General features: G+C 72.7%; 20 protein-coding genes. 8 read left to right on the forward strand and 12 right to left on the reverse strand.

The annotated features are described in order from the left end of the window. Window positions 1-17 precede the first annotated feature (17 nt). The 5 genes from ABD998_RS11270 to ABD998_RS11290 are packed head-to-tail and all read right to left on the reverse strand — an operon-like array spanning window position 18 to window position 7465. The gene (locus ABD998_RS11270; RefSeq protein ID WP_345439156.1) at window positions 18-2579 is read right to left on the reverse strand and encodes a glycoside hydrolase family 78 protein; all 2562 of its coding nucleotides are present in this window, start codon (window positions 2577-2579) and stop codon (window positions 18-20) included. Next, window positions 2576-4453, reverse strand: a complete 1878-nt coding sequence (locus ABD998_RS11275; RefSeq protein WP_345439158.1) for an alpha-L-rhamnosidase-related protein — start codon at window positions 4451-4453, stop codon at window positions 2576-2578. Before ABD998_RS11275 ends, ABD998_RS11270 begins: the two co-directional genes overlap by 4 nt. Beyond that, a complete protein-coding gene (locus tag ABD998_RS11280) occupies window positions 4450-5280 on the reverse strand; it encodes a carbohydrate ABC transporter permease (protein WP_345439160.1) in 831 nt (276 codons plus the stop codon). Before ABD998_RS11280 ends, ABD998_RS11275 begins: the two co-directional genes overlap by 4 nt. Then, entirely contained in the window at window positions 5277-6146 is an 870-nt protein-coding gene (locus ABD998_RS11285) for a carbohydrate ABC transporter permease (RefSeq protein ID WP_345439162.1), read from the reverse strand. The genes ABD998_RS11280 and ABD998_RS11285 overlap by 4 nt, the downstream gene beginning before the upstream one ends. A gap of 2 nt (window positions 6147-6148) precedes the next feature. After that, window positions 6149-7465, reverse strand: a complete 1317-nt coding sequence (locus ABD998_RS11290) for an ABC transporter substrate-binding protein (protein ID WP_345439164.1) — start codon at window positions 7463-7465, stop codon at window positions 6149-6151. A 146-nt stretch (window positions 7466-7611) separates the two neighbouring features. Between ABD998_RS11290 and ABD998_RS11295 the strand changes: the two genes are divergently transcribed. The 3 genes from ABD998_RS11295 to ABD998_RS11305 all read left to right on the forward strand — a co-directional run bounded on the left by ABD998_RS11295 (window position 7612) and on the right by ABD998_RS11305 (window position 11147). Beyond that, the gene (locus ABD998_RS11295; RefSeq protein ID WP_345439166.1) at window positions 7612-8619 is read left to right on the forward strand and encodes a LacI family DNA-binding transcriptional regulator; all 1008 of its coding nucleotides are present in this window, start codon (window positions 7612-7614) and stop codon (window positions 8617-8619) included. 75 nt (window positions 8620-8694) lie between these two features. Then, the gene (locus ABD998_RS11300) at window positions 8695-10122 is read left to right on the forward strand and encodes an O-antigen ligase family protein (RefSeq protein WP_345439168.1); all 1428 of its coding nucleotides are present in this window, start codon (window positions 8695-8697) and stop codon (window positions 10120-10122) included. Beyond that, a complete protein-coding gene (locus ABD998_RS11305; protein ID WP_345439170.1) occupies window positions 10119-11147 on the forward strand; it encodes a hypothetical protein in 1029 nt (342 codons plus the stop codon). Before ABD998_RS11300 ends, ABD998_RS11305 begins: the two co-directional genes overlap by 4 nt. 191 nt (window positions 11148-11338) lie before the next feature. Here ABD998_RS11305 and ABD998_RS11310 read toward each other — a convergent pair whose 3' ends face one another. The 7 genes from ABD998_RS11310 to ABD998_RS11340 form a co-directional block, all read right to left on the reverse strand. Further along, window positions 11339-12328, reverse strand: coding sequence for an endonuclease domain-containing protein (locus ABD998_RS11310; RefSeq protein WP_345439172.1), 990 nt, complete (start codon window positions 12326-12328; stop codon window positions 11339-11341). Between the two features lie 364 nt (window positions 12329-12692). Continuing rightward, window positions 12693-13685, reverse strand: a complete 993-nt coding sequence (locus ABD998_RS11315) for a glycosyltransferase family 2 protein (protein ID WP_345439869.1) — start codon at window positions 13683-13685, stop codon at window positions 12693-12695. Further along, window positions 13685-14887: a polysaccharide biosynthesis protein gene (locus ABD998_RS11320; protein ID WP_345439174.1), complete on the reverse strand. Its 1203-nt coding sequence runs from the start codon at window positions 14885-14887 to the stop codon at window positions 13685-13687. The genes ABD998_RS11315 and ABD998_RS11320 overlap by 1 nt, the downstream gene beginning before the upstream one ends. Window positions 14888-15188: 301 nt before the next feature. Beyond that, window positions 15189-16130 (reverse strand): glycosyltransferase family 2 protein, encoded by a 942-nt coding sequence (locus ABD998_RS11325; RefSeq protein WP_345439176.1) that lies wholly within the window; start codon window positions 16128-16130, stop codon window positions 15189-15191. Window positions 16131-16150: 20 nt separating this feature from the next. Next, the gene (locus ABD998_RS11330; protein ID WP_345439178.1) at window positions 16151-17698 is read right to left on the reverse strand and encodes a hypothetical protein; all 1548 of its coding nucleotides are present in this window, start codon (window positions 17696-17698) and stop codon (window positions 16151-16153) included. Between the two features lie 169 nt (window positions 17699-17867). After that, window positions 17868-19388 (reverse strand): glycoside hydrolase 5 family protein, encoded by a 1521-nt coding sequence (locus ABD998_RS11335; RefSeq protein ID WP_345439180.1) that lies wholly within the window; start codon window positions 19386-19388, stop codon window positions 17868-17870. A 52-nt stretch (window positions 19389-19440) separates the two neighbouring features. After that, window positions 19441-20394 (reverse strand): NAD-dependent epimerase/dehydratase family protein, encoded by a 954-nt coding sequence (locus tag ABD998_RS11340; protein ID WP_345439182.1) that lies wholly within the window; start codon window positions 20392-20394, stop codon window positions 19441-19443. 98 nt (window positions 20395-20492) lie between these two features. On the opposite strand from ABD998_RS11340, the gene ABD998_RS11345 reads away from it, so the two are divergent. From ABD998_RS11345 to ABD998_RS11365, 5 genes are all read left to right on the forward strand, one after another. After that, the gene (locus ABD998_RS11345) at window positions 20493-21167 is read left to right on the forward strand and encodes an arsenate reductase/protein-tyrosine-phosphatase family protein (protein ID WP_345439184.1); all 675 of its coding nucleotides are present in this window, start codon (window positions 20493-20495) and stop codon (window positions 21165-21167) included. A gap of 123 nt (window positions 21168-21290) precedes the next feature. Further along, the gene (locus ABD998_RS11350) at window positions 21291-22667 is read left to right on the forward strand and encodes a tyrosine-protein kinase domain-containing protein (protein ID WP_345439186.1); all 1377 of its coding nucleotides are present in this window, start codon (window positions 21291-21293) and stop codon (window positions 22665-22667) included. Window positions 22668-22675: 8 nt separating this feature from the next. Continuing rightward, window positions 22676-23773 carry a glycosyltransferase gene (locus ABD998_RS11355; RefSeq protein ID WP_345439188.1) on the forward strand — a complete coding sequence of 366 codons (1098 nt, stop codon included), beginning with the start codon at window positions 22676-22678 and terminating at the stop codon, window positions 23771-23773. Beyond that, the gene (locus ABD998_RS11360) at window positions 23770-25131 is read left to right on the forward strand and encodes a hypothetical protein (protein ID WP_345439190.1); all 1362 of its coding nucleotides are present in this window, start codon (window positions 23770-23772) and stop codon (window positions 25129-25131) included. The genes ABD998_RS11355 and ABD998_RS11360 overlap by 4 nt, the downstream gene beginning before the upstream one ends. Continuing rightward, window positions 25128-25679 carry an acyltransferase gene (locus ABD998_RS11365; RefSeq protein WP_345439192.1) on the forward strand — a complete coding sequence of 184 codons (552 nt, stop codon included), beginning with the start codon at window positions 25128-25130 and terminating at the stop codon, window positions 25677-25679. The genes ABD998_RS11360 and ABD998_RS11365 overlap by 4 nt, the downstream gene beginning before the upstream one ends. Window positions 25680-25704 lie beyond the last annotated feature (25 nt).

The following is a 25704-nucleotide window of genomic DNA, read 5'->3' on the forward strand; positions in this document are numbered from 1 at the left end:
GCCCCGCGGAGATCCGCTCAGTGCATCGGCGTCGAGAACCTGTGACTCCCGTGCGACACCGTCGACGTCTCGCCCGACGGCAGCACCACCTCGGCGGTCACGCCCACGGGAACCTGCACCTCGAGCACGAAGACGCCGTCCGACAGCGTCCACGACACCGCGATGTCGCCGTACGGGGATGCGTGCCGCGCCCGCGCCGACGTCAGCCCGCCGCCCGGTCGCGGGGCGATGCGCACCGTGCGGCTGCCGGGAGAGGACGGCGCGATGCCCCCGATCTCGCGGTGCATCCAGTCGGCGATCGATCCCAGCGCGTAGTGGTTGAACGAGGTCATCTCGCCCGGGTTCACCGTGCCGTCGTCGAGCAGGCTGTCCCACCGCTCCCAGATCGTGGTCGCGCCCTTGTCGACCATCGACAGCCATGACGGCGTGGAGTCCTCGAGGAGCATCGCGAACGCCTCGTCGGGATGGCCCGTCGACGTGAGCGCGTCGGCGACGAGGTTGACGCCCGCGAAGCCGGCGCCGACCCGGAACCCGTTGCCGCGGACGAGGCTCGCCAGCTCCGCACCGGCGACCGCGGACATCCGCTCGTCGAGCAGCCCGAAGACGATCGCGAGCGCATACCCGGTCTGCGTCGGGTCGACGAGCCGCCCGTCGGCGCCGAACCACCGCGCGCGGAACGCCGCGGCGACCTCGTCGGCGAGCGCCGCGTATGCCGTCGCCGACGCGTCGCCGAGCACCTCGGCCATCTGCCCCGTGCGCCGTGCCGACTGTGCGAGGAACGCCGTCGCCACGAGGGCGGGATCGGTCTGCGCGGCGGCCGGATCCTCCGGCGGCGCCGTCGGGTCGAGCCAGTCGCCCAGCTGCCGGTCGCCATCCCACAGCCGTGACGCCCCCGCGCGCCCCGCCACCTGGTCGACCCACGCCCGCGCGCTCGCGAACTGGCGGGCGAGCAGCTCGCGGTCGGCGTAGCGGCGCCAGAGATCCCACGGCGTGAGAGCCGCCGCATCGCCCCACGCCGCGATCGGCCTCCCCGGCGTCCACCAGAAGCCGCCGGGGATGAACGGCACGTACACGGGCACCGTGCCCACTCGCCGCTGCTCCGCCGCCAGGTCGCGCAGCCAGCTGGAGAGGAATCCCGCGCAGTCGTACAGGAACGTCGCCGTCGCGGCGAACACCTGGATGTCGCCCGTCCACCCGAGGCGCTCGTCACGCTGAGGGCAGTCGGTCGGCACGTCGACGAAGTTCGACCGCATGCTCCACAGCACGTTGTCGTGCAGGCGGTCGAGACGCGCGTCCGAGGTCTCGAGCCATCCCGTGCGGCGCATGTCGGAGTGGTACACGCGCCCCGTGATCTCGATGCCGTCGAGCGGGCCGTCGTAGCCCGACACCTCCGCGTACCGGAACCCGTGGATCGTGAACCGCGGCTCCCAGTCGATCGAGCCGTCTGAGCCGAGGTGGCGGTCCTCCGAGATCGCGTCGCGCAGGGTCCGCGTGTAGAGCTCGCCCTCCTGCAGCACCTCCGCATGCCGGATGAGCAGGTCGCCCGAGACGCCGCCCGCCGCCCGCACCCGGACGCGCCCCGCGAAGTTCTGGCCGAAGTCGACGAGGATGCGCCCGTCGGGCCGCCGATCCGTCGACACCGGAGCGAGCTCCTGCGTGCACCGCACCGCAGGGCCCTCGGGCGCGACGAGCGTGCCGTGCGCGATGTGCGCGGCACGCGCCGGCTGCCATCCGGCGTCGTCGAAGCCGGGGGAGCTCCAGCCGGCGGGCACGGCACCCGCGTCGAACGTCTCGCCGAGGTACAGGCTGCTGCGCAGGATGGGCGACGGCGCGGCCGTCCACCCTCCGTCGGTCGAGAGCACCACGCGCGACCCGTCGGCGAGGTCGACCTCGAGCTGAGCGAGCAGCGCGATGTCGGCGCCGTACAGGTCCGCCTGGCCGCCGCCGAACCCGAGGCGCCCCCGCCACCAGCCGTCGCCCATCCAGGCCCCCACGACGTTGTCGCCCTCGCCGAGCAGCTCCGTCACGTCGTACGCGTGGTACCGCAGCCGATCGGAGTACACCGTCCACCCGGGGTTGAGCACGTCCTCCCCGACCCGACGGCCGTTGACCTCGAGCTCGTACACGCCGTGCGCCGTGGCGTACAGGCGCGCCCGTCGCACCGGCGCCGGCAGCACGAAGGCCCGGCGGAACAGCGGCGGCCGGCGGTCGTCGCCGGCATCGTCCCACGGGGGCTGAATGGCCGCGCCCTCCCAGTCGAGCGGATCGAGGAGCCCCGCCTCCACGGCCGACGGCTCCGACCACCCCGATGCCGATCCGTCGGCGCCGACGACGCGCACGCGCACGACCGCCTCCTCGCGCGAGGTGAGCGGGCCATCCGGCCACGGCACGAGCACCGACTCGTCGCCCGGCACCGCGAACACGCGGCCCGCTCCGCCGCGGACGACCTCCACCTCGTAGCCCGCCTGCGCCCATCCGGGGTCGGCGGTCGTTCGCCAGGAGAGGCGGGGCGTCGGCGTTCCGACGCCGAGCGCGTCGTCGAGGTGCTCGAAGCGGACGGGGGTCACGTGCACGGTCATGCGGTTCCTTCCTCCATGGCGAAGCGCCTCTCGACGCGGGTCGGGCCGACGACGTCGTCGCCCAGCCCTGTGACGCGCATGCCCGCGGGCACGTCCACCGTCACGATGTCACGTTCAGCGTGCACGACGAGGTCGCCGAGCGGCGTGGGGACGACGGCAGCCCCCCACACGAGGTCGCCGAGTGCCGGAGCCACCCGCGCCGCGCTCCACCCCGGCTCGAGCGGCTCGATGCCGAGCACGGCGCGGGGGAGCAGCGCAGCCGGCGCCGCACCCCACGCGTGGCAGAGGCTCTTGCCGAACGGCCGCCCGTACATCTCGTAGGGTGAGCGGCCCTCCTCCGGGAACTCCTCCCAGAACGTCGTCGCGCCGAGATCGAGCATCGGCAGCCACTTCTCGCGGATGCGCGCGACGGCGGCCCCCGGCCGCCCCGCCGTGATGAGCGCGGTGAGCGCGAACCCCGTCATGAACGGCGTCCGCACGTCGTCGAGCCGCGACGCGATCGCGTCGGCCACGCTCGCCGGGATGTCGTCGTGCACGCCGGCCAGCACCGCGAGCAGGTTCGGATACGGCGAAGGGCCGCTCCCGGGCTCGAGGTGCTCGCGCCACACCCCCCGCCCCGCATCCCACCCGCGCGTCCGCAGCACGGCGCCCGCCCGCTCGGCGACCCCCGACCAGTGCGCGGCGCGCGGATGGCCGGCGAGCGCGAGCAGCCCGGCTCCCGCCCGCGCCGCCCACGCGAACAGCATCTGCAGCGCACACAGGTCGCGGTCGGGCGTCCACTCGACGCCCCAGTCGATGAGAACGGGTCCGCCGGGGAACCCGGTGGGCCGCCGCGGACGCAGCACGCCGTCGTCGTCGACATCGGACGAGAGCCCGTCGAGCAGCTCGGCGACGTCGGCGGCCCGCCGCGCGAGGGGCACGGTGTCGCCGAACTGCAGGCGGTGCGCGGCGTGCGACACCACCCACCACAGCGAGTAGTCGACGATCCCGTTGACGTAGCCGTCGGGTCGGCCGAGCGCGTCGAGGGTGTCGCGGGTCGCCTCGCCGTCGCCCAGGGCGTAGGCGTGCGACAGGAGGTTGAGCGCGAGGTCGCCGCCCCACGGCATGCGGTCGCGCTTGAGGCCGTCGACGTCGAGGCGCTGCGCGCACACGCGCGTCGTGTACGCGGCGACCGCCCACACGCGGGTGAGCGCGTCGTCGGAGCAGGCGAACGCGCCCGGGCGCTCCACGCTGCGCGCATTGGCCTCCAGCACGACCTCGTCGGCGCCCTCCACGACGAGGTACCGCAGGCCCACGCGCGCTCGCGTCGTCCAGGTGCCGTCGTCGCGCCGGACGACCTCGACCCGCGCCTCGTGCCCGCTCTCGGCCCGTGCCTCCGCGATCGACTCGCCCACCCGCACGCGGGGCGGTGCCGCCGCGCGGATGACCGGCCGCGCGAGCACGGTCGCCCCCGCGTCGAAGAGGCCGTCGCCGAGCGGGGCCGGTCGCAGCACGGCGACCGGCTCGTCGTCGCGGTGGGGCGGACGGCCGCCCCCGCGCCGCCTGTCGGGCTCGACCCAGGCGCCCTCGTGCTCGACGAGCCAGCCGCGTCCGTCGTCGACGAGGCACGCGGGACCGCCGTCATCCGAGACGGCCTCCACCATCGCGCCGTCGGCGGCGCGGAACCGCACGCGCGCCGCGGGTGGCCGCTGGTTGCGGTCGTAGCCGACGTCGACGGCGCCCGCATAGCCGTCGTCGACGACCGTGTCGAGCATCCCGCGGGCGAACCCTCCCGGCGCGTACAGCCAGTCGCGGTCGCCGGCCGCGGCCATGCGCAGCGGGAACGGATCGGGACTCGCCGCGCGCGACAGCGCGAGGATCTCGTCCCCCCTCATCCCTTCACCGCGCCAGAGGTCATGCCCGCGACGATCTGCCGGTTGAAGAAGATGTACATGATGAGCGGCGGGATCGTGATGAGGAGCACGTCCATGAACAGGAGGTTCCAGTTGCTCACCGCCTGCGACGAGAACGTGAAGAGCGTCAGCTGCACGGTCGCGTTCTCGTCTCCCGGGAGGAAGTACAGCGCGTAGGTGAAGTCGTTGAAGACGAACACCGACTGCACGACGACGACCGTCATGACGACGGGCTTCAGGAGCGGCAGGACGACCGTGAAGAACAGCCGCAGCGGCCCCGCCCCGTCGATCGTCGCCGCCTCGTCGAGCTCGCGCGGGATGGTCGCCACGAACGCGCGGAACAGGAGCACGCAGAACGACAGCCCGAACGCGACGTGCACGAACACGAGCCCCGGCAGCGTCTTGAACAGGCCCAGCGACTGCAGCACCCAGATCGTCGGGACGACGGCGGGAGGGATGATGAGCCCCGACAGGACGAGGGCGTTCACGACGCGGTTCCACCGCGACGACCTCCGCTGCAGGACGTAGCCGACCATCGCCGCCAGGACGACCATGATCGCCACCGACGCCACCGTCAGCACGATGCTGTTGACGAAGGCGCGCAGAAGCAGGAAGTCGCGGTTCTCGATGACGGCGACGAGGTTCTCGACGAACGCCCACTCGGTCGGCCACGTGAAGCCGAGCTGCGAGGCCTCCTGCTGCGTCTTCGACGCCGTCAGCACGATGAACGCGAACGGCACGATGAAGACGACGACGGAGAGGACGATGGCGGCGAGCCCGCCGCCGACACGCCAGACGCGGGTGCTCACAGCTCGGTCTCCTTGCGGTTGAGCCAGGCCGACAGCGGGAAGATGATCGCCGCGACCACGAGGAAGAGGATGACGTTGCCGGCCGTCGAGAGCCCGAAGAAGCCGGCCTGGTACTGCTTGTAGATCACCGAGGCGATGACGTCGCTCGTGAAGCCCGGCCCGCCCTTCGTCATCGCCCAGATGAGGTCGAACGACCGCAGGCCGCCGATGAGCGACAGCAGCACGACCGTGACGGTCGCCGGCCGAAGCAGCGGCAGCGTGATGTGGCGGAAGTGGTGCCAGGCGCTCGCGCCGTCGACGCGCGCCGCCTCCGAGTACTCCTGCGGGATGGCGACGATGCCGGCGATGTAGATGAGCGCGGCGAGTCCCACGCCCTTCCAGACATCCACGAACGCGACCGAGAGCAGTGCGAGCGCCGGGTCGGTCAGCCATCCCGGCCCCGTGGCGCCGAAGAACTCGATGACGCGGTTGACGAGCCCGTCGAACGGGTCGAGCAGCACCTTGAACGTGATGCCGACCCCGATCGTGGAGACGAGCACGGGGAAGAACACGACGCTCCGCAGGAACCCGCGGCCGATGATCTGGGCGCTCAGGAGCAGGCCCAGGGCCATCCCGAGCACGACCTTGAGTGCGCTCGTGACCGCGGCGAACACGAAGGTGTTGACGAACCCGGTCGAGAGAGCGGGGTCCTGGAAGAACGCGACGAAGTTGTCGAAGCCGATGAACTCGGAGTCGAACAGCGTCCACCGCGTGAGGGCGAAGTAGAGGGACGCCCCCGTCGGGATGAGGAACAGGACGACGTAGAAGACGCCGGCCGGAAGGAAGAACCACGACGGGTACATGCTCCGGCGACGGGGGCGTGCCATGGTCACCAGCCTTCGATTCCCAGCTGCTGGGCCTGCTTCGTCACGTCGTCGTCGTACTGCTGCGCGCCCTCGGCGGCGGGTGTGATGCCCGATCCCACGGCGACCGTGATCTGCTCGAGCGACGGGCCCTTGATGGGCGAGAGGAACTCGAGCGCGTTCTGCACCGTGCCGGCGTCGAAGTACGCGACCTCGTCGGTCACGACGGACGGCACGTCGTCGCCGAGCTCGCAGCCGTCGATCACGAACGGACCGTAGGGCACGCCCGTCGCCTCGACCTGCACGGCGCAGCTCTCGGGCGTCGTGAGCCAGGCGAGGAACGTCTTCGCCGACTCCAGGCGCGCCCCCTCGGTCGACGTCGGCACGTACACGGCCCCGGGCTGCCAGACGGTGAGCGCGTTGTCGGCGGCCGACTCGCCGGGGATGGCGAACAGGCCGATGTCGTCGACGGCGTCGGGGTTGTTCGCGGCGATGTTCTGGATGGCCCACGAGAGGATCGGATAGTGCGCGCCCTCGCCGTCGGCGAGCATCGCGAGCGCCTCGTCGTAGGTGGTCGACGCGTAGTCCTCGTTGAAGAGGCCGGCGGCGTTCAGCTCCTCGAGGTGCCGGAAGCCCGCGAACGCGGGGTCGTCGACGTACTTCGCCTCGTTCGCCGTGTACGCGTCGGCCCAGTCGGGGTCGGCTGCCATGACGTTCGCGAAGTCACCCAGCACGAGGACCTGCGACGTCCAGGTCTCGCCGTACGACTGGATGATCGGTGCCACGTCGGGCGCCTGCGCCTTCACCGCCTCGGCGTTCGCGACGAACTCGTCCCACGTCGTCGGGACCTCGAGGCCCAGCTCGGCGTAGACCGTCTTGTTGTAGAAGATCGCGCCGGAGGACGTCTGGCCGAGCGGGGCGCCGTAGAAGCCCTCGTCGGTCGACACCACGGGGGTGAAGCTGTCCTGCAGCGTCGAGACCCACTCCTCGTCGCCGAGGTCGACGAGCATCTGGTCGGGGTTGAGCGCCTGCAGCAGCGACCCGGTGTTGTAGGCGAACAGGTCGGTCATCTCGCCCGTCGAGAGGCGCGTCTTCACGATGTTGTCGCCCTCGGTGCCCTGCGGGCGCGTCTCGATGTCGACGTGGATGTCGGGGTGCGCCTCCTCGAAGGCGGCGACGAGCGCCTCCATGGTCGCGACCGTGGTCTCGGCGTTGTCGATGAGGATCGAGATCTCGGAGCCGTCGTCCGAGGAGCTGCCGCCGGAGCACCCGGCGAGGACGAGCGCCGAGGCGCCCGCGAGGGTCGCGCCGACGAGCAGCCGGCGAGGGGAGCGAAGGGACATCGGAGGGCCTCCTGAGGGGGAACGTCATCGTCTCGGCCACGCGTCCTCGCGCGGCAATCCCCGACTGTAGGGAGGCGTTGAAACGTTTGTCAATCGATCTACGTAGATTGATCTACGAATCGTTGCCGCGCTGTTATCCTGAGGCGGTGACGCGCACCGCCGCCGCTCAGGCGACCATCCAGGACGTTGCAGCCCTGGCTGGCGTCTCGCGCGCCGCGGTGTCGAAGGTCATCCGCGACGCCTACGGCGTGAGCCCCGCGATGCGCGAGCGTGTGAACGCCGCGATCGAGCAGCTGGGCTACCGGCCGCGTGTCGGGGCACGCGCCCTCCGCGGCGCCACCCACACGATCGGCTTCGAGCTGCCCGCACTGACGAACCCGTTCTTCGCGAAGATCCTCACGGGCGCCACGGAGGTCGTCGAGGACACCGCCTACCAGCTCATCGTCGCGCCGACGCCGCCCGGCAAGTCGGAGCGCCGCCCCATCGACGCCCTCCTCGACCGGCAGGTCGACGGGCTCGTCGCGATCTCGCCCGAGGTGGAGCAGGAGTGGCTCGAGCGGCTCGCGCCCGCGACGCCCATCGTCATGATCGGCCGCCACGACGACTCGCCGCTGTACGACACCGTCACGGGGGACGACGAGGGCGGGGCCGAGCTGCTGCTCCGGCACCTGATCGACCTGGGCCACCGGCGCATCGGCCACATCACGATCGCGACGGCCCGGCCGGGCGACACGTCTCCGCACGGGCGACGCCTCGGCGTGTACGAGCGGATCGCCGCCGAGCTCGGCACGACTCCGCTCGTCGCGCGGTCGGGACAGGGGGCCGACGACGCGTACGACGCCGCGCGCCGGCTGCTCGCGGCCGACCAGCCGCCCACCGCGATCTTCGCCGGGAACGACACGCTCGCCCTCGAGGCGCAGCGCGCGCTCGCCGACGCAGGGGCGCGCGACGTGTCGGTCGCGGGGTACGACGACGTCGACATCGCCGGCCATCCCGGCATCGACCTCACGACGATCGACCAGGACGGCGTCGGGATGGGGCGCACCGCGGTGCGCCTGCTGCTCGAGCGCATCGCCGGGCGTGACCAGCCCGTGCACGCCGTGAGCCCCGCCGCGCTCCGCGTGCGCGGCTCCACGCGCGCCCCCGCCGTGTAACCCGGGTACGCCGATTCCGGCGCGCGAGCGCTCGCGGGTTAGCCTGGAGGGAGCCGATCGGGACTGGGGGTGCCGATGATCGTCGTCGCGGAACCGTCGTTCCTCGATTCGCGGACCCCGATCGAGATCCTGCTCGTGCTCGCGGCCGCGGCCGTCGGCGCCGCCGTCATCGTCTTCCTCTCCTTCCGCCTGCCGGCGCGCGTCCTCCTCGGGGGAGCGTTCGTCCTCGGCGTGCTGCAGCTCTTCGGGCCGTTCGGGTTCACATCCCTCGGACTCGTCGCGACGGCCGCGCTGCTGCCGGGCGCACTGTGGCGCTTCCGGCGCACGGGCGGGCACGGATGGCTCTGGATCCTGCTCGCGCTCGCCGTCTGGCAGACGATCTCCGTGCTGTGGGCGGACAAGGTCGGCTCGGCCGCATACGGCGTGCTGCTCTCGGTCGCGCTGGCCGCGACGTTCCTGCTGGCGAGGGAGACCATCCGCGTCTCGCCCGACGGGCTCGTCTCGGCGCTGAGGATCGGCGCTCCGGCCGTGCTCCTGCAGTCGTGGCTCGTGACGCTCTTCCGCTTCTTCCCCGACCTGGAGCGCGCGTACCTGACGTCGCCCATCGCGCGCCTGTTCACGGAGCCGGGCGTCGAGTTCATCGCGCTCGGCAGCACGGAGAACGTCAACGACGTCGTGAAGGCCGGCGGAACCTTCCTCAACGCCAACACCGCGTCGCTCTTCCTCGCCGTCGTCGCCTGCCTCTACCTGTGGGGGGCGCTGCAGCGCCCCGGACGTCTCACGGTCTGGCTCTTCGCCGCGATCGGCGCGATCGCGCTCGACGCGTCGCTCGGCACCGGGTCGAAGACCCCCATCGTCGCGATCGCGGCGCTGCCCGTGCTCGGCGTGCTGCTGCTCGTCGCGGTGCGCAGGCCCCTCCTCGCCGTGCTCGTCGCCGTGGCGGGTGCGGTCGTCGGCGCCGCCGGCATCGCGGCCGTGGCGGCGGCGCGTCCTGGTCTGCTGTTCGAGACCATCCGCACGCTCAACGAGCGCGGGCGCCTGTGGGGCGTCGTGCTGCGAGAGGTGCCCGAGCACTGGTTCACGGGGCTCGGGTTCGGCAACTGGCGGCTCACCATCGTCGAGCAGTGGCGCATCGCGTTCCCCGGCCGCGGGCTGCAGCTCTTCCCGCCGCACAACCTGTTCGCCCAGGCATGGGCCGATGCCGGCCTCATCGCGCTGCTCCTCACCCTGGCGCTGTCGTTCTGGCCCGTGATCGCGACCGTGCGGCGGATCGCCGCGAACCGCGGCGAGAAGCTGCTCTCGCGCTCGTCGGCCGAGTTGCTCGTCGTGTTCGTCGGCGTGACGTGGGTCATCGCGCACGGCATGCTCGACACGACCACGTTCCTCGGCGACAACCACGTGCTGCCGTTCTTCGGGGCGATCGTCGCCGTCGCGTTCTCGGCGCGCCTCGGGAGGCGGCAGGATGGACCCGTCCCGTCGCCCACCGTCAGTCAGGCCGCATGACCACCTACGTCTACTACCCGCGCGGGCTCGCCACGGGCGGGCCCGAGGCGCTCCACCAGCTCGTCGACTCCCTCCGCCGGCAGGGCAGGGAGGCGTTCCTCGTGCCGGTGCCGGGCACGGAGGGCGCGCCGCGCGCCGAGCGCTACGCTCACTACGACGCCCCGGAGGCGCCATCCGTCGTCGACGCCGAGGGCAACGACGTCGTCGTGCCCGAGACGCAGGCGCTGCTGCTGCGCGACCTCGAGCACGCGCGCGCGTTCGTGTGGTGGCTGTCGATCGACTACGCGCCGCGGTTCGTCATCGAGCGCGCGGGCCGTTCGACCCTGCCGATCGAGCGCACGCGGATGTCGCGGCCGCCGCTGCTGTGGCTGCGTCACCTCAAGCGCGCCCTGCGCGGATGGCGGACGGGGGAGGACGCGATCCTCGCCAGGGCGGGGCACCTCGTTCAGTCGCATTACGCCTGGAACCATGTGCACGCGCACCTCGGCCGCGTCGGGACCATCCTCTCCGACTACACGCCGCTCGCGCCGGTCGCCGCGTCGGTCGAGGGCCGGGCGCCGCGGATCGCGTACAACCCGGCGAAGTCGGCGGTCATCATGCGCGAGCTCGCGCGTCGACGCCCCGACCTCGAGCTGCTGCCGCTGCGGGGGATGACGGGCGACGAGGTCGCGGAGGCGCTGCGCACCTCCCTCGTGTACCTCGATCTCGGCACGCACCCCGGCAAGGACCGCATGCCGCGCGAAGCCGCTGCGATGGGGGCGATCGTGCTCGTCGCCCGCCGCGGCGCCGGCGCGAACGATGTCGACGTGCCGCTCCCGTGGGCGCACAAGGTCGATGTGCTCCCCGACGTCGTCGACGCGGCGATCGGCGTGCTCGACGCCGTGCTCTCGGACCCTGCGGCGGCGCTCGCCGCCCAGGAGCCGTACCGCGCCCGCGTCGCGGGCGAGCGCGAGCGCTTCGACCGCGAGGTGGCCGCCGCGTTCGTGCGTCGCGAGCTCGGCCGCGACGGCGTCGCGGGGTTGTAGGGGCTTTCAGCGGGTGCGACGGTTGCGACGCTTGGGGCGCTTGGGGCGCTTGGGGCGCTTCGCCAGTGCGGATGTGGGTCTCTTCGCGCTTCGCCAGTGCGGATGTGGGCCTGAAGGCGGCTTTTCGCCTACATCCGCACTGGCGAGTCGCGGGGGTGCCCACATCCGCACTGGCGAACGCCGAGGTTCGGTCAGAAGTGCATGCCCGCGCGGAGCAGTGCGTCGCTCACCCTGCGCACGACCTCGGCGGGCTGCCTGAAGACGTGATGGCCGGTGAGTCGCACTCGGTCCCAACCGATCTCCGTCAGCCGTTGATACCGATCGATGTCGCGGAGGAACTGCGCGCGCTCGCGGTGGCCGTCTCCCTCGAACTCGACGACCACCCGGGCGCGCCGGTAGACGAGGTCGCCGCACGCGACGAGCTCGCCATCCTCATCGAAGATGTCGGCGTTCAGCTCGGGTTCGGGTAGCCCTGCGTCGAGGAGGATGAGCCTCGTGACGGTCTCGGGTCGCGACGCGGAGCCGGTTCTCACGTGAGGGAGGGCATCGAGGAGCTTGCCGACGCCGACGCGTCGACCAGCCGCCGCCGCTGCCGCGAGCTCATCGATGCTCGCGAGCGGCGGGCGCCGGAGCCGACTCGTCCCGGGGATGCGTTCGAGCCGCACCATGTGGTCGCCGACGACGACGAGGTCGCGGACGCTGAGGAACGGCGCGAGCGTTGCCCACGTCGAGGCCGGCGTGGTGAGCCGGAATCCGTCGTGCTCGGTGACGTCGACGAGGTGGGGCATGATCTGCACGCTGCGGAGTCCGTCCCGTCGCATCGGCGTTCCGGGGTGGAGCGTGCCGACGTAGAGCACGCCATGCAGAGCGGCGGGCAGCGGCGTGTTCCACCCCAGGGCGGCGGAGGGGCCGAGGAAGAAGGCCCGCTCTGGCATCACTGGCGCGAGGGAGTGCATGCGCCTCAGCGCGTCGACCACCTCGAGCTGTGCATCGGATGGCGCGCGGCCGGCGACCGGTTCGGGCGCTCCGATGAGGATGGCGCCCTCGCGGACGCGGGCGCCTCTGAACGGGCGTTCGAGGTCGCCGGCGAGCAGCCGCTGGCGCGGCACCCCCGCGGCGATCGCGTCCGCGACGGAGAAGGCGTCGCCGAGTGCGGCGGGTATCGGAGGTAGTTCGCGCATGGCCCCACGATGCGGGAGGTCGGCTCCTCCGCGAGTCGTTTTGCACAGGCACCATCCGCCACACGCCGGGATCGTCGCCGTGTGGACGGGAGGACGTCCCGTGTCCGGGCGATTGTCGTGTCGGGGATCGTCGCGTCGTTCGTCAGTGCGGATGTCGGTGTGAAGGGGTGTTTTGCCTGACATCCGCACTGGCGAGTGGCGGCGCCGTCGACATCCGCACTGGTGAACGCGGACGGCGAAGGGGCGAACGCCGACGGGACGGGGCGAACGCCGACGGGGGAACGCACGGCGGCGGGGCGAACGCCGGCCCGCGGGGCGACGGGCACCGTCAAGCCGGCCGCGCCGTCGGCGCACCCTCACGCTGTCAGCGACGGAAAACGCGCAGGAGCCGTCGCATGCCGTGCTGCTCGGGCGGCAGATCGCGCAGGAGCAGCGGCGCGACGTCGGCGACGACCGTGGCCTGGATGCGGCGCCGCTCGCGCACCGCGTGCGGCAGCCGACGGACGGCGTCGGCCACCCCACGGATGGCGTGCACTCCCGATCCCGTCGCGACGGCCTTCCCGAGCATCAGGGTGAACAGCAGGGCGAACCGCGGCCACACGACGCGGCGGAGACCCGCCGGCACGTTCTTCACGAGCAGCAGCGGCAGGTTCTGGAACGACTGATGCACGGTGAACCCCGGGATGCGCCCGCTCGTCGCCCCGATGCGGTGGTGAGCGACGGCGTCCGGCGTGTAGACGATGCGGTACCCCGCCAGGCGTGCGCGGAATCCGACGTCGATGTCCTCGAAGTACGCGAAGAACATCTCGTCGAAGAGCCCGATCGCGTCGAACACCTCGACGCGGTACAGCGAAGCCCCGCCGCTCGCGGAGAAGACCTCGCCGGCCGTCGGCGCAGCCTCGCGCGGCTCACCGCGGTGCTGTGGGTAAGGCATGCCCCACACGCTCAGCCCGTCACCCGCGGTGTCGATCGTGCCGGCGACAGCTGCGTCGTCGGAGCGACGCACGAGGAGGCCCGTCGCGATCGACGCATCCTCGTCCTCCAGCGTGGCCGCGAGCGCGGCGAGCCATCCGGGCTCTGGCAGCGCGTCGTTGTTGAGGAGCGCGACGGCGTCGTAGCCCTCGTGCTGCGCGAGGCGGATGCCGACGTTCACGCCGCCCGCGAAGCCGAGGTTCTCCGGCTCGAGCCGCAGCCGCATCGCGCCCTCGCGCGCCCGCAGCCGCCGCACGTCGTCGGGGCCCGAGCCGTTGTCGACGACGAGCACGTCGTGCGGCTGCGTCTGCCGCGAGAGCGCGTCGAGGCACTCCTCCGTGTCGGCGATGCCGTTCCAGTTGAGGACCACGACGAGGATGCGCATCACGCCGCCTTCTTCCGGGCGCCGACCAGCAGCGCGATCTGCACGAGGAGGACGACGAGCTCGGCGGATGCGAGCCCCGCCGCACCGCCGACCGACCCCCACAGCGCCGAGAGCACGAGCGTCGTGGGCACGCCCACGACAGCGCCCGCGACGACGCTCGCGAATACGGCCTTGGTGCGGCCGAGCGGAACGAGAGCGTGGCGGCCGAGCGAGGTCGTGAGCGAGATGCACAGCACGGCGACGCCGAACAGGATGGCGGTGGCCTCATCCATCGCCTGGTCGGCGAAGAGCACGGACGTGAGCCAGGGGCCGAGCAGTGCGAACGCGGCGAAGCCGAGTATGCCGAGGACGGCATGCATGACGAGCGCGCGCCGCGCCCGCCCTCCGAGAAGGGCCATCCCGTCTTCCACGACCCACCCCTGCAAGGCGTTGCCCTGCGCGCCGATGACGGTCTGCCCCATCCGGAACAGCTTGTCGCCGGAGACGTATCCCGCGGCTTGGGCCGTCGTCGTCCCCGCGGTCACGAGCGTGACGGCGAGCGATGTGTAGGCGCCGCTCACGGTCTCCGTCGCCGCCGCGGGAAGGTGGACGCGGGCGAACGCGAGCGAGCCGCGCCATCCGCCGCCCAGCAGCCGGCCGGGGCGGACCACGGAGACGGCGAACGCTCCCAGACCACCCAGGATCGCCGCGAGAAGCAGCGCGGGGTACCACAGCACCTCGCCGCCCAGCAGGATGACGACGCCTCCCGCTGCGGTCGCGAGGGCGCGCGGCGCGAGCTCGTACGCGATGAGCGGCAGCGGGCGCCCGACGCCGACGAGGTACCAGCTCGCGGAGAGCCCGCCGAGCGCGATCGCGACGGCCATGACGGCCGCCGTCGCCGTCTGCGTCGCGGGGGCGAGCAATGCGGCGGCGACCGCGGCGATCGCGGCGGCCGGCGCGCTGGCGAGGAGTCGCGCCCGCGTGCCCGTCGCGAACAGGTCGGCGCGTTCGGATGCGGGCGCGGACGCGACGAGGGTCGGCCCGACGATGTTGAGGCCGAGCCCGACGACGAGGGCGCAGAACCCGCCCACCGACTGCCCGACGGCGACTCCCACCCAGGCGTCGTCGCCGACCCTGGCGACGATCGGGAGGATGAGGAAGGGGACGAGCGCCGACACCGCCGGGATCGTCGAGAAGCTCAGCAGCCTTCGGGCGAGCGACATCAGCGTCGTCCCGCCCGGGACATCCGCACTGGCGAGTGGATGTGAGCGCGCACATCGCGACATCCGCACTGGCGAGTGGCGTGGGGGTGTCGTCCCGCCGGGTACATCCGCACTGGGGAGTGAGTGTGAGCGCGCACATCGGGACATCCGCACGGGCGAGCGCCGCCGCACTGGCGAGCGCCGCCGCACTGGCGAGCGCCGCCGCACGGGCGAGCGGCGCCGCGCGGGCGAGCGCCGCCGCCACGGCGCCCCGCCGGGTACATCCGCACTGGCGAGTCGCGCAGCGCCCGCGCGGGGCGCATCAGCCTCGCTCCCAGTACGACTCCGCGCGCATCCGGAGCGACAGCATGAGGCCGATCGACGGATCGACCGCATCGAGCGGGAAGTCGGGTCGCACCTCGCGGCGCGCGGCGCGCCATCCGGCGATGCGCCCCGTGAGCGACTTCACGTCGCGGTGGAGGAGGAGACGGCGCAGGCACACGATCGCCTCCACGAGCAGGGCGCGGGCGGCGCGGCGCGTGCGCAGGACGCCCCACGCCCGCAGCAGGTAGCCGCGCCCGAACCCGGCCAGGTAGCGCTGCCGCGGAGAGCCCTCGCCTGCCGACGCGCCGCCGATGTGCACGCCGCCCGGCTCGTCGAGGCCGACCGCCCGCCATCCGGCCGCGCGGAGGCGGAACGCGAGGTCGAGCTCCTCGCCGTACATGAAGATGCCCTCGTCGAGCAGACCCACCTCGCCGAGCGCGCGCCGCCGGTACGCGGCCGCCGCGCCGTAGGGTCCCAGAAGCGGCGGGGTCTCCGGGTAGGCGCGCGACGCCCCGTGGTAGCGCACGAAGCCCGCCGCCGTCGCGTCGGCCGTGATCCCGAGGGAGTCGATGCGGCCGTCCGGACGCAGGAGCAGCGGCGCGACGCTCCCGACCCCGTCCCCTCCCTCGTCGAACGCCGCGAGCACCTGCGCCGCGAGCGTCGGCTCGGCGACGACGTCGCTGTTCACGAGCATCACGAACGGCGCGTCGCCATGCGCCATGCCGCGGTTCGCGGTGTGCGCGAAGCCGCGGTTGCGCGTGTTGCGCAGCAGCGTCAGCTCGGGGAAGGCCGCCGCGATGCGATCGGCGGTGTCGTCGGGGGAGTGGTCGTCGACGACGATGACGGTGACGTCGACGGTCTGCGCCGCGAGCGCGCGGAGGCAGGGCTCGACGTGCTCCCAGCCGCCGTAGACGGGCACGACGACGTCGAGGGAAGGCATGCCCCCATCCTACGATCGGGTCACTGCAGCACCTGGAGGGTGCCGGCCGCGGTGCCCGTGAGATACACGGGATGGCCGCCGACCGCGAGCACGGTGAGGTTCGCGACGGCGGTCGCCGACGCCTCGTCTCCGTAGACGTCCTTCACCGTGACGGTGCCGCCGTCGGCGACGGCGATCGCGTGCGCCTGCGCGACCGCCCATACGATGCGGCCGACGCGGCCGTCGGGCCACGTCACCTTCACGGAGTGCACGTCGTCGTTCCCCGTCTCCTCGACCGTGAGCACGCCGTTCTGCACGAACCGCGACAGCACGGCCATCGTGACGGCGGCGTGCTTGGGCGACACCGACCCCGAGGCGACGTCCTCGTGATGGAAGAGGCCGAAGTTCGCCGCGGCGTTGTCGGGCGCGTTCCACGCGTCGATGAGGTTGTACGGCATGTACCGCGTCGCTCCCGCGGCCAGGACGAGGGCGGCGTCGCGGACGAGGAAGGCGCCGGCAGCGTGCTCCGGCAGCCCACCGGCCGCCGTGGTGTAGCCGGCCTCCTCGACGACGAGCGGGAGATCGCGGCCCGCCTTCGCCATGATCTCCTTCGCCACGCGGACGGCGTTCTCGCCCTTGCCCTCGGGCGTCGATGCGAGCGTGTACGCGTGGATGGTGACCTGGTCGACGTAGGCGAGGCCGCCGAGCGCCGCGAACTCCGCGAACCACGTGCGCGCCTGGCCGCCCTCGTCCCACCATCCGTCGGCGGCGCCCACCGCGGGCCCCGTCACGGTCGCACGGGGCACGGCGGCCTTGATGGCCTGGGAGGCGGGCTTCAGGAGCGCGATGTAGCAGGCGGGCGTCTTCCCGCACGTGCTCGTGTTCGTCTCGGCGTTCGGCTCGTTGTAGACGGCGTAGTCGACGCGCGTGCCGTAGAGCCGCGCGGTCTTGGCGGCGAAGTCGGCGTACGCGGCGATGCATGCACGCGACGACGGCGTCTTCCCGCCGTCGCACGATCCGTAGTACGCGAGCACGAGCACGGGGCGGATGCCTGCGGCGAGCAGGCGGTCGACCTCGCTCGTCACCTTCGCGTCCTGCGTGACGCCCGAGCGGGTGACCGTCGCGGTCTCCCAGCGCCAGTCGACGCGCACGGTCGCGACCCCCACGGCGTCGGCGGCGGCCGTCTGGTCGACCGAAGCCGCGTGGATGTCGGGATGCGCCGTGATGCCGAAGCGCGAGGTGTCGGTCGATGCCTTCAGCTGCGAGACGATCCCGATGCTCGTGGTCGTCGAGCCCGCGGCATCCGTGATCGTGAGGTCGTAGTACCCCGGTCCGAGCGCCGTGAGATCGAGCGTGCCCTTCCCGCCGTACGCCCAGCCGCTCCCCGAGCCGGCGACGACGCCGTTCTCGTCCTCCGCCGAGTACGTCACGGTGGTGGACGCCGACGCGAACGTCACCACGACCCAGGACGCGTCGTACATCGTCACCGGGTCGGTGATCCGCGGCGCGCTCGCCGCATCGGCGGGCGCCGCCGAGAACGGCACGAGCACGGCGGCGATGAGTGCGGCCGCGAGGGCGAGGACGGGCATCCGGCGCAGGGGGGATGGTCGGGACATCGGGGGGTCCGATCTCGGACGGGGGTCCGGGTCAGGTCGTCTCGGGGGCGACGACTCTGGCCAGAAGATACCAGTATCCGAGGTCGGGAATGTTTCGTCGGAGAAGCCTGTGGCTTTGCTATGCGAGTTGAGGAATATATCGCTACCCGGCGAGCGAGACGGGTCCGCAATCCTGCAGGATCACCGGGGTGCCGCCCACCTCGACGGCGTCGAGGTCGGCCGACAGGGGGCTGCCGAACATGTCGAGCGCGGTCGACGCCGCTGCCGAGACCACGTGCCCGCGCTCGACCGACCACACGACCCGATCCTGCGAGCCGTCGGGCTGGTCGATGCGCACGACGTGCAGATCGGGGTCCGCCGTCGTCTCGACGGCGACGAGGGAGTCGGCGCCGACGAGGCGCGCGAGCACCGCGTGCGCGATGCCGGCCGGCTTCGGCGTGAGGGTCCCCTGGGCGATGTCCTCATGACGGAACATCCCGAAGTTCGCCTCCCCGCCCTCCGGTCGATCCCAGTTGTCGACGAGGTTGTAGTACATGTAGCGCTCCGCGCCCGCCGCGAGCACGAGCAGTGCGTCCCGGACGAGGAACGCCGCCTGAGCGTCCTCCGGCAGGCCGGACGCCGTCGTCGTGTACCCCGTCTCCTCCATCACCACCGGCCGCTCGACGCCCGCGGCGGCCATGATCTCGCGCACGGCCTGCACGACCGCCTCCTGCTTGCCCTCGGGCGGAGTCGTCAGCGAGTACGCGTGCACGGTGACCCGGTCGACGAGCGCGAGACCCCCGAGGTCCGCGAACTCCTGGAACCACACCCGGGCGGCCCCTCCCACGTCCCACCATCCGTCGGTCGCCCCGAGCGCGGGGCCCGTCACGACGGCGCCGGGGACCGCCGCGCGGACCGCGGCGGCCGTGGGCTCGAGGATCTCGAGGTAGCACGCCGCCGTCGTCCCGCAGGCGCTCGTGGTCGTCGTCGCGTTGAACTCGTTGTACACGCCGTACTCGACACCCGTGCCGTAGTGGCGCGCCGCCTCCACGACGAAGTCGACGTACTCCTGGATGCACTCCGGCGTGGACGGCGTGCGGCCGTCGTCGCACTCGCCGTAGTAGGCGAACACGAGGTTCGGCGTGATGCCCCGCGCCTGCAGGCGGGCGATCTCGGCCTCCACATCGTCGCCCGGCGTCAGGCGCCCCTCCGCCTCGATCGCGTCCTCCCACCGCCAGTCGACGCGCACCGTGGCGGCCCCGACCGCGACGGCGGCGGCCGTCTGGTCGACCCCCTCGTGCAGCGAGGGGTGCGCGGTGGTCCCGAAGCGGGGCGACGGAGCGGCGTCGAGGTCCGCGACGATGCCGAGGCTCGAGGTGAGGGAGCCTGTGCCGTCCTCCGCGGTGAGAGTGAAGTAGCCCGGCCCCGCCTCGGAGAGGTCGATGACCGCGACGCCGTCGTGGGCGGGGGCCTCACCCGACGCCGCCGTGCCGCCTTCCGCGTCCGACAGCGAGTAGGTCACACCGTCGGTCGGCGTCGCGACGCGCACCTGCGCCGCGTCGGCGTCGTACACCGCGACCCCGTCGAGCAGCTGGAGGGCGGATGGCCGTTCGGCGGCGCATCCCGACGCGGTGAGCAGGGCGAGCAGGGCGCCGGCGGCGGTGAGGCGGGTGAGTCGGCGCATCGGGCTCCTTCTGGACGGGGGAGCGGGGCGTCGTCGGCCGGTCGGCACGAGCCTAGCGGCCGGGCCCTGCCTCCGTCTCCCACGCCTCGACGAGGTCGGAGAGGGTCTGCGTGAGCGGAACGCGCGGTGTCCAGCCGAGCTCATCGCGGATGGCGTCGGCCGAGCCGCGGATCACGGCCGGATCCGTGGCGCGGATGCGGGTGGAGTCGAGCCGCAACGGCGGCACGGGGCGGTCGAGCGCGGCGCACACGAGCGCGAGGATCTCCCGCCCCGAGCGCGAGACGCCCGAGCAGACGTTGTAGACGGCGCGCGAGAGGCGCGGCGCGAGCGCGAGCATGAGGTACGCGGCCGCGACATCCCTCACGTCGGAGTAGTCGCGACGCGTGTCGAGGTTGCCCACCCGCAGCTGCTGCCCCTCGGCCAGTGCCTGCAGGGAGGCGATGAGATCGGGGACGAGGAATCCGCTGCGCTGACGGGGGCCGATGTGGTTGAACGGGCGGGCCACCACCATGTCGAGTCCGCGGCGGCGATAGTGCTCGGCCTGGAACTCGAGGAGCATCTTGCTCACGACGTACGGCGACGACGGCGCGATCGGCGCCTCCTCGTCGAGGGGGGTGTCGTCGACGGGCGATGCGTAGACGGCGCCCGTCGAGACGATGACGCAGCGCGGCCGCTGCGTCTCCGGGGTGGCGAGCAGCGATTCGCTCAGAGCCGTCATCATCGCGCTGGTGTCGGCGATGTACCGCTGCGGATGGTCGAACGACTCCCCGACGGCCGCGTGCCCCGCGAGGTGGATGATCGCATCGGCGCCGACGTCGGGCCATCCCGCGGCCAGGTCGGCGATCACGACCTCGTCCGCGACGCCGTCGAGAGCGGAGCCGGACCGTTCGGAGCGCACGATCGCGACCGCCTCGTGACCCTGCGCCCTCGCCACCTCGACCACGTGCCGGCCGACGAACCCTCCGGCGCCGGTGACGGCGATGCGGGCACGTCGAGCAGAGGTCATGGCGGTCCCTTCGGGGAGTCGGGGCGTGATGACGGCGACGGCATCGGGGAAGCGGGCGCGAGAAGCGCCCCCGCCGGACGATACCGTAATATCAGCCGGTGCCCCTCTCCTCGATCGTCGAACGGCTGCGCCGCTCGCAGGCGGAGGGCCCGGCCGGCCCCTTCCGCGTTCTGCTCCTCTGCACCGGCAATCTGTGCCGATCGCGCATCGCGGAGAGCCTGCTCGCACACCGCCTGGGCGCCGTCGTCGACGCCGGCTCGCTGATCGTCGAGAGCGCCGGCACGAGACCCGCCTCGGGCGTGTCGCAACCGGGCGCGGTACGCGAGGAGATCGAACGGCTCGGCGGAGCGATCGACGACGCCCCGCCCCGCGGGCTCGACGACGTCGTGCTCGCGCAGGTCGACCTCGTGCTGACGATGACGCGCGGCCAGCGAACGGCCGCGGTGCGCCGCGCACCGCGGCTCGTGCGCCGCGCCTTCACGCTTCCCGAGTACGCGCACCTGGTGGCGTCGCTCGCGGAGCGGCCGCCGGCGCAGTGGCATCCGGGCGGCGGCGACGCCGAGGTGTTGCGTCGTATGACGGAAGCCGCCGCCCGGCGCCGGGGCGCGGTCGCCCCCTCGCCGGATGCCGCCGCGATAGAGATCGCCGACCCGTTCGGCGGGGAACGGCCCGGGTACCGGGACGCCGCGGATCGCATCGACGGGGAGGTCGCCCTGCTCGCCGAAACCTTCGTGAAACTCCGCGGTCGAAATACCGGTCGAACCGTGCGGTAGTGTTCGAGCCGCGACCGTCTCCCCCGTGGTCGTTCTCGAGGGTCCACCGCATGTGCCCGGGCACCCAGCCCGCGCGTGTGCGCCCTCGGATCTGACGACTCTCGGAAGAGGTGGCCTGACCCGATGGAGCTGCGCGAATTCGTCGACACCCTGCGACGGCGGTGGATCACGATCACGATCGCCGTCCTCCTCGGTCTCGCCGCCGCGCTGGGGCTCGCCCTCGTGGCGACGCCGCAGTACCAGGCCTCGTCCCGGCTGTTCGTCGCGACCCAGACCGTGGGGTCGGCGGTCGAGGCGTTCCAGGGATCGAGCTACACCCAGGCGCGGATGCAGTCGTACGTCACGGTGGCGACGGATCCCGTCGTGCTCGACCCCGTGATCGAGCAGCTCGAGCTCGACACGACGGCCGAGGAGCTCGCGGGAGCGATCTCCGCCCGGGTGCTGCCGGACACCGTGCTCATCGAGATCACGGCGGAGGACGCCTCGCCCGAGCGCGCGGCGGAGCTCGCCAACGCCGTCGCCGACAACCTCCGCACGGTCGTCGTCGACGAGCTCGAGAGCCAGGTCGGCGACGAGGACAGCCTCGTCAACCTCGCGCTCGTCAAACGCGCCGTCGCGCCGGAGTCGCCGTCGGCGCCTTCCATCCCGCTCTACCTCGTCGTCGGCGGCGTGATCGGCCTCGTGGCGGGTCTCGCCGTGGGCTTCGCCCGTCAGACGCTCGACACGCGCATCCACAGCGAGCGCGACGTCACGAGCCACACCGACGTGCCCATCCTCGCCGGGATGACCTTCGACACCGAGGCCGCCAAGCAGCCCCTCATCGTGCACGCCGACGCCTTCGCCCCGCGCGCGGAGGCCTTCCGCTCCCTGCGCACGAACCTCCAGTTCGCGAGCCTGGGCGCCGACAACCGCGTCGTCGTCGTGACCTCCGCCCTCCCGGGCGAGGGGAAGACGACCACGGCGGCGAACCTCGCGATCGCGCTCGCCGAGGCCGGCAAGCTGACGCTGCTCGTCGACGCCGATCTGCGCCGCCCCAAGACCGCCGACTACCTCGGGATCGAGGGCGGCGTGGGCCTCAGCGACGTTCTCGTCGGCTCGGCCGAGCTCGCCGACGTGCTGCAGCCGTGGGGCGAGTCCGACTCGCTCGCGGTGCTCGCGGCCGGCACGCGGCCTCCCAACCCGAGCGAGCTGCTGAGCTCGAAGGCTCTCGAGGATCTCCTGACCGAGCTGCGCGGCGAGTTCGACCAGATCGTCATCGACGCGCCCCCGCTCCTGCCCGTCACCGACGCCGCCGTGCTCAGCAAGGTCGCCGACGGCGCGCTCGTCGTGTGCGCCGTCGGCCGCACGCGCACGACGCAGCTGACGCACGCGCTCCACAACCTCGAGAGCATCCGGGCGCACATCTTCGGCATCGTCGTTAACATGCTCGCCACGCGCGGCCCCGACGCCTACGGGTCGTACGGGTACGCGTACGAGGGCGCGAGCTCCCGCGAGAGCTGAGCGACGACATGCCCGCGGAGCCGCGAATCGCGATCGCCCACGACTACCTCACCCAGCGCGGCGGCGCCGAGCGGGTCGTGCTGTCGATGGCGAGGGCGTTCCCCGGGGCGCCCATCTACACGACGCTCTACGACCCCGCGGGGACCTTTCCCGAGTTCCGCGAGCTCGACGTGCGCGTCTCGCCGCTCAACCGCATCGGCAGGCTCCGCCGCGACCACCGCAGCGCCCTGCTGGCGCTGCCGTTCGCGGCGAGCCGGCTGCGCGTCCCTGCCGACGTCGTGCTCGCGAGCAGCAGCGGATGGGCTCACGGCTTCCCGACGACGGGGCGGAAGATCGTCTACTGCTATTCGCCGGCGCGCTGGCTGTACCAGACCGACGCGTATCTGGGCGACTCGGGGAGGCTCAAGCGCGCCGTCCTCTCGCTGGCCGGCGGCGCCCTGCGCACATGGGATCGCCGCGCCGCCGCGACCGCCGACCGCTATCTCGCGATCTCGACCGTCGTGCAGGGCCGCATCCGCGACGCCTATGCGCGCGACGCGCGGATCGTCCCCGCCCCCCACTCCACCGACGCGGCGGGAGCGCTCGAGCCGGTGGACGGCATCGAACCGGGCGCGTACCTGTGCGTGTCGCGGCTGCTGCCGTACAAGAACGTCGACCGCGTCATCGAGGCGTTCGCCCGCATGCCCGACCGGCGGCTGGTCGTCGTCGGCCGCGGCCCGGAGGAAGCACGCCTGCGCGCCCTGGCGCCCGCGAACGTCCGGATGGTCAAGGACCTCTCCGACGCGCAGCTGCGCTGGCTCTACGCCGTCAGCCGCGGCGTCGTCGCGGCGAGCTACGAGGACTTCGGACTGACGCCCATCGAGGCCGCCGCCTTCGGACGGCCGAGCGCCGTGCTGCGCTGGGGCGGGTTCCTCGACACCGTGTGCGAGGGCGAGACCGGGGTCTACTTCGATGAGCCGCAGCCCGGCCTCATCGCACGGGCGATCGACGAGCTGGAGGAGCGCGACTGGGACGAGAGGGCCATCCTCGCCACGGGCGAGCGCTTCTCGGAGGCGCGCTTCGCCGACGAGCTGCGGCGCGTCGTGGCGGAGGTGACGGCGACATGATGGCGCGCATCCTGCACGCCCTCGGTGCCGTGCGCCGACGCGCCTGGGTGCTGCCCGTCTTCCTCCTGCTCGGAACGCTCGGCGGCTTCGCGACCGCAGCGCTCTCGACGCCGCGCTTCGACGCGCACGCGACCGTCGCCTTCACGGTCCAGGGCGCGGAGACGCCGCTCGGAGAGCTGGCGGTGTCGATCTACGCGCAGCAGCGGCTGCTCAGCTACGCGGAGATCGTGTCGACCCCCGTGGTGCTGCAGGCCGTCGTCAACGAGCTCGACCTCGACACGACTCCCGACGAGCTCGCGGAGCGCGTCGTCGCGACCCCGCTCGTCGACGCGATGATGATCGAGATCACGGCGTCGAGCCCCTTCAACACCGAGGCTCCCGAGATCGCCGGCGCCGTCGCGCAGCAGCTCGCCGACGTCATCGAGCTGCAGCTCGAGTCCGCCATGACGGGCGAGGGCAGCGCCCTCTCCGTCGTCGTCATCCGCGAGCCGACGGTGCCGTCGGCGGCGGCCTATCCGCTGCTGTGGCCCTCGCTCGGCCAGGGAGCCCTCGCGGGCGGCCTGCTGGGTCTCGGCGCGCTGCTGCTCCTCGAGAGCTTCGACGGGCGCATCCGCTCGGTCGCCGACGTCCGCCGGGCCTCCGGAGCGCCCGTGCTGGGCATCCTCCCCGCCGTCCGCCGCCGCGATCCCGTCGACGCCGCTGGCGATGGAGACGACCCCGTCGCGGGCGGCGTCGACGCGCTGCGCTGGGCCGCGCGCTACGCCGCCCCCGGGCCCGCCCGTCGCGTCACGCTCGTGCTCGGTGTCGAGCGGGGGCAGGGCGCGTCGACCGTCGCGGCCGGCCTCGTGCTGGCCGCCGCGCGTGCGGGGGCCTCGTCGCTCCTCGTCGACGCCGATCTCCGGCGCTCCACGCCGGAGGCGGGCGATCCTGGGTCTGGCGGGCTCGTCGAGGTCGTCACGGGGGAGCAGCCCCTCGAGACCGCCGTCCGCCCCTGGCGGGAGAGCTCCGCCGTCCGCACCCTCACGACGGGCCGGCTCCCCGCCGGCGCCGCCGCGTTCCTCGACGCCGAGGTGCTGGCCGCCGTCCTGGAGCAGGCGGCGCTCGATCACGACGAGGTCGTCGTGGACGGCGGAGCCGTCCTCGACCGCGCATCGACGCGCGAGCTCGCCCGTCACGTCTCCGACGTCGTGCTCGTCGCGCGCGTCGGGCGCACGACGCGAGGTGCGCTCGAGGCCGCCGTCCGCGCACTCGCGCCGGCCGGCACGCTGCGCGGCGTCGCCGTCGTCGGCGTCGCGACCCGCGACGCCGGGCTCGCGTCGACCCCCACGCCCATCGAACCGATCAGGGAGAAGGCATGAACAAGGTGCGGACCAAGCTGCACGCCGTGTGGGTGCACTTCGGCGAGGTGCTCTACAACTTCGTCTTCACGCACGTCCCCTCGCACCGGTTCCGACAGGCGATGCTGCGCCTGTGGGGAGCGCGCATCGGGAAGGACAGCGCGATCTTCCGGGGGACCACCGTGCTGGGGATCACGGGGATCGACATCGGCGACGCGAGCGTGATCGGCTTCCGCTGCCTGCTCGACGCCCGCGGCGGGCTGACGATCGGCGACTCCGTCGTGATCGCCAGCGACGTCCACTTCATCGCCGGGCACCACCTTCCGAACTCGGACGACTTCTCGTACATCCTCGCGCCCATCACGGTGGGCGATCACGCCTGGATCGCGAGCCGCTCGATGGTGCTCGCCAACGTGGACATCGGCCGCGGCGCCGTCATCGGCGCGTGCTCCCTCGTGCGAAAGGACGTGCCGGAGCGCACGATCGCCGCCGGCATCCCCGCGAAGCACATCGCCGACCGGCGGTCGAACCTTTCGTACCGCCCCGTCTACCGCCCCAAGTTCTTCTGACCGCCCCCGCGAGAACGGATCAGCC

It is taken from the genome of Microbacterium gilvum, assembly GCF_039543865.1.
GTDB lineage: Bacteria > Actinomycetota > Actinomycetes > Actinomycetales > Microbacteriaceae > Microbacterium > Microbacterium gilvum.